Annotated in this window: 6 protein-coding genes; all 6 read left to right on the plus strand. The window is 73.5% G+C overall.

Annotated features, from left to right (window positions below; genetic code table 11):
* Window positions 1–284 precede the first annotated feature (284 nt).
* Window positions 285–1,445, plus strand: a complete 1,161-nt coding sequence (locus DZF91_RS05420; RefSeq protein WP_117356394.1) for a steroid 3-ketoacyl-CoA thiolase — start codon at window positions 285–287, stop codon at window positions 1,443–1,445.
* Between the two features lies 1 nt (window position 1,446).
* Window positions 1,447–2,436 carry an MBL fold metallo-hydrolase gene (locus tag DZF91_RS05425; RefSeq protein ID WP_117356395.1) on the plus strand — a complete coding sequence of 330 codons (990 nt, stop codon included), beginning with the start codon at window positions 1,447–1,449 and terminating at the stop codon, window positions 2,434–2,436.
* 262 nt (window positions 2,437–2,698) lie between these two features.
* Window positions 2,699–3,940 carry a cytochrome P450 gene (locus DZF91_RS05430; RefSeq protein ID WP_117356396.1) on the plus strand — a complete coding sequence of 414 codons (1,242 nt, stop codon included), beginning with the start codon at window positions 2,699–2,701 and terminating at the stop codon, window positions 3,938–3,940.
* Window positions 3,941–4,172: 232 nt separating this feature from the next.
* Entirely contained in the window at window positions 4,173–5,465 is a 1,293-nt protein-coding gene (locus DZF91_RS05435; RefSeq protein WP_235834102.1) for a glycosyltransferase family 4 protein, read from the plus strand.
* A 111-nt stretch (window positions 5,466–5,576) separates the two neighbouring features.
* The gene (locus tag DZF91_RS05440; RefSeq protein ID WP_199486426.1) at window positions 5,577–6,422 is read left to right on the plus strand and encodes a class I SAM-dependent methyltransferase; all 846 of its coding nucleotides are present in this window, start codon (window positions 5,577–5,579) and stop codon (window positions 6,420–6,422) included.
* Window positions 6,412–7,548, plus strand: a complete 1,137-nt coding sequence (locus DZF91_RS05445) for a glycoside hydrolase family 15 protein (RefSeq protein ID WP_117356399.1) — start codon at window positions 6,412–6,414, stop codon at window positions 7,546–7,548. The genes DZF91_RS05440 and DZF91_RS05445 overlap by 11 nt, the downstream gene beginning before the upstream one ends.
* The last annotated feature ends 17 nt before the right edge of the window (window positions 7,549–7,565 follow it).

Raw genomic sequence — 7,565 nt, forward strand, 5'->3', positions numbered from 1 at the left:
GCGGCAGGCCCGCCCGCGGACGGCCGCCCCCACGTCCGAGCCTCCGCCCGCGTCCGGCGCGCTGCCGGGCGGACGGTTCGGAGATGGACGCGCCCGCGATGAAGTCGTCGTCGAAGGGCGGTGTTTCGTCCGGCATGGGCCGATCGTTCCCCACCCGTCCGGGCCGCCGCAAGGAGCGGCCCGAGGGCCGGCCGGGGGCTGGCCGCCGGGAAGTCCACCCTTTCCGACAAAACTAGAACACGTTACAGTCGGAATCCGAACCTCGTTCCAGCAAGGAGTCGCGGATGGGCACCCCGGTGATCGTGGAGGCGGTTCGGACGCCGCTCGGCAAGCGGAACGGCTGGTTGGCCGGGCTCAAGGCGCAGGCGGTGCTCGCGCACACGGTCAACGCGCTGCTCGCGCGCGCCGGGCTGGACGGCGCGGAAGTGGAACAGGTTTTCGTCGGCTGCGTGACCCAGGCGGGCGAGCAGGGCGGGCACGTCGGACGGTACGCCTGGCTCTACTCCGGGCAGCCGTGGCAGGCGGGGGTGACCACGCTCGACGCCCAGTGCGGCTCGTCGCAGCAGGCCGTCCACCTCGCGGCGGCGCAGGTCGCGGCCGGGACGGTGGACGTCGCGGTCGGCTGCGGCGTGGAGGTGATGAGCCGGTCCCCGCTCGGCAGCAACGTGCTGCCCGCCAAGCCGCGTCCGGACGACTGGTCGATCGACATGCCGAACCAGTTCGAGGCCGCCGAGCGGATCGCCGCGCGCCGGGGCCTCAGCCGCGACGACGTGGACGCGTTCGGCCTGCGGTCGCAGCAGCTCGCCGCCAAGGCGTGGGCGGACGGGCGCTTCGACCGCGAGATCGCGCCGATCGACGCGCCCGTCCTGGACGCCGAGGGGAACCCGACCGGCGAGACCCGGACCGTCGTCCGCGACCAGGGATTGCGCGAGACGACGCGCGAGGGGCTCGCCGGGCTCAGGCCCGTCCTGGGCGAGGGCGCGCTGCACACCGCCGGGACGTCGTCGCAGATCTCCGACGGGGCCGCCGCCGTCCTGGTGATGGACGAGGCGAAGGCCCGCGCGCTCGGCCTGCGGGTCCGCGCGCGGATCAGGTCGCAGGCGCTGGTGGGGTCCGAGCCGTACTACCACCTGGACGGCCCGGTCCAGTCGACCGAGCGCGTCCTGTCCCGGACCGGGATGTCGATGCGCGACGTGGACATCACCGAGATCAACGAGGCGTTCGCGAGCGTCGTGCTGTCCTGGGCGTCCGTCCACGAGCCGGACATGGACACCGTGAACGTCAACGGCGGCGCGATCGCGCTCGGCCACCCGGTCGGCGCGACCGGCGCGCGGCTCCTCACCACCGCGCTGCACGAGCTGGAACGCCGGGACGCCGCGACCGCGCTCGTCACCATGTGCTGCGGCGGGGCGCTCTCCACCGCGACGATCATCGAGCGCCTCTGACGTGCGTCCGGACGCGGAGGACCTGGGCGGCGGCGTGTGGAGCGTGCCCGTCCCCATCCCGGGCAACCCGCTCGCGTACACGCTGGTCTACGTGCTGGAGAGCCCGCGCGGACCCGTCCTGGTGGACGCGGGCTGGGAGCACGAGGACGCCTGGGACGCGCTGACCGCCGGGCTCGCCGCGTTCGGGCTGGACGTCGCGGACGTCCTCGGCGTGGTCGTCACGCACCACCACCCCGACCACGCGGGGCTCGCGGGCCGCGTGCGCGAGGCGTCCGGCGCGTGGATCGCCATGCACCGCGCGGACGCCGAGATCGTCCGCGCGTTCCGGGCGATGGTCGAGCAGGACTCCGAACGCACCTGGATGGCCGACTCGCTGCGCCGCGCGGGCGCGGACGACGCCGACCTCGCCGACCATCCGCGCCGTCGGCACATCGACCCGCCCGCCCAGCCCGACCGGGAACTGGAGGACGGCGACCTCGTGGACCTCCCCGGCCGCCGGCTGCGCGCGATCTGGACGCCCGGCCACTCCCCCGGCCACCTCTGCCTGCACCTGGAGGACGCGGGCCGCGTCTTCACCGGCGACCACGTCCTGCCGCGCATCACACCGCACATCGGCCTCTACCCCTACGACCGGCCGGACACCGACCCGCTCGGCGACTTCCTCGCCTCGCTCGGCCGCGTCGGGGAGCTCCCCGCGGACGAGGTGCTGCCCGCCCACCAGTTCCGCTTCCACGACCTGGCCGCCCGGACGCGCGCCATCGCCGCCCACCACGAGGCGCGGCTCGCCGAGCTGGCGGCGCTCCTCACCGCCGAGCCGCGCACCCTGTGGCACCTCACGTCCGGCCTCGCCTGGCGCGAGTCCTGGCCGGCGATGTCCCCGCAGTCCCGGCAGATGGCCGCCGCCGAGGCCGCCGCCCACCTGCGCGTCCTCGAACGCCGGGGTCACGCCCGCCGCGTCCCCGGCGAAACCCTCAGCTTCACCGCCACCTGACCGCCCCCGGCACGCGCCGCGCACGGGCTCGCCGCGCGACGTGTGCGCGGTGCGTGAAAGGGGGCTCGCGGAGTGCGCGGACGGGCTTTCAAACGTGGCGCAGGGCACATCGAGTCTCCGGGCTAGACCCTTGATGAGACTCCAGTCTCATGTGAGAATCGCAAGCAGGCCCGGCAACCAAGCAAGAGCTTGGTTGAGCTCTGCGACCGCGACGGCGCGACCGGTCGCGCGCCCCTGCCCTCCACCGGCGAAGGACCCTGCCATGCCCCCAGAGACCGGCACCATCGCCCCGCCCGACCGCGACGTCATCGACCCCGGCCTGTACGAGGCGGGCGGAATCCCCCACGACCGGTTCCGCTGGCTGCGCGACCACGACCCGGTGCACTGGCACGCCGACCCCAACCCGGCGGTGCCCGGGTTCTGGGCGGTCACCAGGCACGAGGACGTGACGTGGGTGTCGCGGCACCCGGAACTGTTCTCCTCGCACACCCGGACGGCGATGTTCGAGGAGTTCACCGACGACGAGATCGCCCTCTACGGCCAGATGATGCTGTTCCAGGACCCGCCCGACCACACCCGGCTGCGGGCCATGGTGAACAAGGGCTTCACGCCCCGGATGATCAAGCGGCTCGAGGGCCACATCCGCGACATCTGCAACGAGCTGATCGACGCCGCCGCGCCGCTCGGCGAGTGCGACTTCGTCGAGCACTTCGCCGCGCCGCTGCCGCTCTACACGATCTGCGAGATCCTCGGCGCCCCGCTGGAGGACCGGGAGCGGATCTTCCACTGGTCCAACACGCTGGTCGGCTTCAACGACCCGGAGTTCATCGGCGACAAGAGCGAGTCGATCGCGTGCGCGGCCGAGTTCATGGAGTGGGCCGCCGAGCTGCGCGAACGCCGGATGCGCGAGCCCGGCGACGACATCGCGACCAAGCTCGTCCAGGCGGACGCCGGCGGCGGCGCGCTCACGGTCGAGGAGTTCCAGCTGTTCGTGCTGATGCTGTCGATCGCGGGCAACGAGACCACCCGGACGGCGACGGCGGGCGGCATGCAGGCGCTGTTCGAGCACCCCGGCCAGTGGGAGCTGCTGAAGGGCAACCCGGCACTGCTGCCGACGGCGGTCGAGGAGATCGTCCGCTGGGTGAGCCCGATCAACCAGTTCCGGCGGACGGCCACGCAGGACACCGAGCTGGGCGGCAAGCACATCCGGGCCGGGGACAAGGTCGTGCTGTTCTACGGCTCGGCCAACCGCGACGAGCGCGTCTTCGAGGACCCGTTCCGGTTCGACATCACCCGCGACCCGAACCCGCAGCTCGGGTTCGGCGGCGGCGGCCCGCACTTCTGCCTCGGCACGCACCTGGCCCGGATGAACCTGCGGATGGTGTTCGAGACCATCTCGTCCCGGATGCCGGACATCCGCCCGGCCGGTCCGGCGCGCCGGCTGCGGTCCAACTTCATCAACGGCGTCAAGGAGATGCCCGTCCGCTTCACCCCCTCCGGGTGAGGCCCTGACGACGACCCGCGACCAGGCGGGGACGACCGTGCGGACCCGTCCCCGCCTGGTCGTTCATGTGCTTTTCGAAACACTTTTGGACGCGATGCCCAATATTGAACTCTCCGGTAACGTGCGGAAGCTAAGGTCTAGTTCGAAACGACAGGCGTTCGAGATGCCGGTGCGGCACCCGTGCCCCGGCGTCCATCCGACGGACAGGAGTGGCGCGTGGGCTGGGGCGGTCGTGACTGAGGCGGGGTCCGGGGCCGGGGAGCGGCCGCTGCGCGTGGCGCTGCTGTCCTACCGGAGCAAGCCGCACTGCGGCGGCCAGGGCGTCTACCTGCGGCATCTGAGCCGGGAGCTGGTCGATCTCGGGCACTCGGTGGAGATCCTGTCCGGCCAGCCCTACCCCGAGCTCGACCGCGACGAGATCGTCCTGACCAAGATCCCCAGCCTGGACCTGTACCGGGACGAGGACCCCTTCCGCACCCCGGCGCGCGAGGAGTTCCGCGACTGGGTGGACGTCCTGGAGTTCGCGCACATGCGCACCGGCGGCTTCCCCGAGCCGCTGACCTTCAGCATCCGCGTGCTGCGCGAGCTGAAGCGCCGCCGCCGCGACTTCGACGTCGCGCACGACAACCAGGTGCTCGGCCTGGCCAACCTCGGCATCGCCCGGCTGGGCCTGCCGCTGGTCACCAGCATCCACCACCCGATCAGCGTGGACCGGCGCATCGAGCTGGACGCCGCCCAGGACTGGAAGGCCAAGCTCGGCAAGCGCCGCTGGTACGGCTTCGTGGCCATGCAGGCGCAGGTCGCGCGGCGGATCGGCACGGTGCTCACGGTGTCGGAGTCGTCCAAGGTCGACATCGTCCGGGACTTCAAGGTCGACCCGCGCGACATCGAGATCCTGCCGCTCGGCGTGGACACCTCGGTCTTCCACCCGCGCGGCCCGCTCTCCGGGCGCGTGCCCGGCCGCATCGTCGCGATGGCCAGCGCCGACGCCCCGATCAAGGGCGTGGACGTGCTGCTGCGCGCGGTCGCCAAGGTCGCCACCGAGCGGGACGTCCACGTGGTGGTGGTGTCCCGGCCCACGAAGGACGGCCCGACCGAGCGGCTCGTCCGGGAGCTGGCGCTCGGCGACCGGGTCCGGTTCGTGTCCGGGATCAGCGACGACGAGCTCGGCGAGCTGCTGGCGTCCGCCGAGGTCGCGGTCGTGCCGTCCCGGTACGAGGGCTTCTCGCTGCCCGCCGTCGAGCACATGGCGTCCGGCACCCCGCTGGTCGCCAGCCGCGCGGGCGCGCTGCCCGAGGTGGTCGGCGACGCCGGGATCCTGGTCGAGCCCGGCGACGTGGAGGAACTCGCGGCCGTCCTGCGCCGCCTGCACGACTCCCCCGAGGAGCGGGCGAGGTGGAGCGAGGCGGGACTCGCCAGGGTGCGCGAGCGGTTCGCGTGGCGGGCGGTGGCGCAGGCCACGGTCGGCCACTACCGCGAGGCCGTCACCCAGCGCGACTACCTGCGCAAGGCCGCGCGCAAGTAGCGGCCCCGGGCGGCGTCCCGACCAGGGTGGGCGACCACCCGGCGGGCCGCGGCGCGGGCACGGATGCGGGACCGGCCTGCCGGAGGTCCCCAGTACGGAAGGAGCACGACCCTGCTGACCGTGGATTTCCAGCGGTTCCGCGTCACCCCCGGAGAGCGCGTCCTCGACATGGGGTGCGGCGCCGGACGGCATGCCTTCGAGCTGTACCGCAGGGGTGCGCACGTCGTGGCCTTCGACCTCGACGCCGAGGAGCTGGCGGGCGTCGAGAGGATGTTCGGCGCGATGCGGCTGGAGGGCGAGGTCCCCGCGGACGCGTCCGCCGAGACCGTCCGGGGCGACGCCCTGGCCATGCCCTTCCCCGACGACCACTTCGACAGGATCGTGGCGTCCGAGGTGCTGGAGCACATCCCCGACGACATGCGGGCGATGCGCGAGCTGCTGCGCGTGCTCAAGCCCGGCGGGCAGCTCGCGGTGACCGTCCCGTCCTGGCTGCCCGAGCGGCTGTGCTGGGCGCTGTCGGAGGACTACCACACCGCCCCCGGCGGGCACGTGCGCATCTACACGCGCGCGGAGCTGGAGGCGAAGCTGAAGTCCACCGGCTTCCGGGTGGACGGCCACCACCACGCGCACGGTCTGCACTCCCCGTACTGGTGGATCAAGTGCGCGGTCGGCGTGGACAACGACGCCAACCCGCTCGCCAAGGCCTACCACCAGGTCCTCGTCTGGGACATCATGAAGCGCCCGCTGGCCACCCGGCTCGCCGAGAAGGCGCTGAACCCGGTCATCGGCAAGAGCGTGGTCGTGTACGTGACCAAGCCCGCGCAGCCGTCCCGGCCCGCCGGGAAGCCGGCCGGCGCGTCCGCCGAAACGGGCACGCCTGCCGAACCGCCTGCCGAACCGTCCGCCGAACCGTCCGCCGAGGGGCCCGCCGGCAGGGAGACCGCGGATGCGGTCTGAGGCCCCGGCGCCGTCCGTCGACGGCGTCGTGACCTCGGCCGACATCGTCGCGACCGCCCGGAGCATCGCCCGCCAGCAGGAGCCGTCCGGGGCGATCCCCTGGTTCTCCCCGGTGGACGGCGTGCCCGGGCACGTGGACGCCTGGAACCACGTCGAGGCCGCGATGGCGCTGACCGTCGCGGGCCTGCGCGACGAGGCCAGGCGCGCCTACGCGTGGCTGGCCTCGGTGCAGCGCCCGGACGGGTCCTGGCCCGCCAAGTGGGTGCTCGGCGAGGTCACCGAGGCGGGCGGCGAGTCCAACCACGCCGCCTACGTCGCGGTCGGCGTCTGGCACGAGCTGCTGGTCACCGGGGACGAGGCGTTCGCCCGCGCGATGTGGCCGGTGGTGCGCCGCGCGATCGACTACACGCTCGGGCTGCGCACCCGGCGCGGCGAGATCATGTGGATCCGGCACGAGGACGGCTCGGTCGCGGACGAGGCGCTGCTGACCGGCTGCTCCTCGGTGTACCAGTCGCTGCGCTGCGCGGTCGCGCTCGCCGAGCGGCTGGGCGAGCCGCAGCCGGAGTGGGAGCTGGCCGCCGACCAGCTCGGGCACGTCGTGGCCGTCCACCCGGAGGCGTTCGCCGACAAGTCGCGCTGGTCGATGGACTGGTACTACCCGGTGCTGGGCGGGCCGGTGCGCGGCGAGGCCGCCGCGGCGCGGCTGGCCGAGCAGTGGGACACCTTCGTCGTGCCCGGCCTCGGCTGCCGCTGCGTGTCCGACCAGCCGTGGGTGACCGCCGCCGAGTCGTGCGAGCTGGTCATGGCCCTGGACGCCGCGGGCGACCGGGACCGGGCCGTGGAGCTGTTCGCGACCATCCAGCACCTGCGGCACGAGGACGGCTCGTACTGGACGGGCTGGCAGTTCGAGAACCGGCGCCACTTCCCGGGGGACCGCTCCACCTACACCGCCGCCGCGGTCGTGCTGGCCGCCGACGTGCTCGCGGACGCCTCCCCCGGCGCGCGGCTGTTCAAGGAGGTCGCCGGGCGCCCGCTCGGGCCGTCCGCGCCGTCCGACCCGGCGGCGTGCGGCTGCGCGGCCCGCATCCCCCGGCAGCTCGCCAACCCCGTCCGCACCCGCCGCTGACCCTTCCGGCCCGCTCC

This window comes from Actinomadura logoneensis, from assembly GCF_003428695.1.
GTDB classification, from domain to species: domain Bacteria; phylum Actinomycetota; class Actinomycetes; order Streptosporangiales; family Streptosporangiaceae; genus Spirillospora; species Spirillospora logoneensis.

Bases quoted from the DNA above. Each gene is read 5' to 3' on its own strand.
- DZF91_RS05430 (WP_117356396.1), top strand. From the start codon at position 2,699: ATGCCCCCAGAGACCGGCACCATCGCCCCGCCCGACCGCGACGTCATC.
- DZF91_RS05445 (WP_117356399.1), top strand. From the start codon at position 6,412: ATGCGGTCTGAGGCCCCGGCGCCGTCCGTCGACGGCGTCGTGACCTCG.
- DZF91_RS05420 (WP_117356394.1), top strand. From the start codon at position 285: ATGGGCACCCCGGTGATCGTGGAGGCGGTTCGGACGCCGCTCGGCAAG.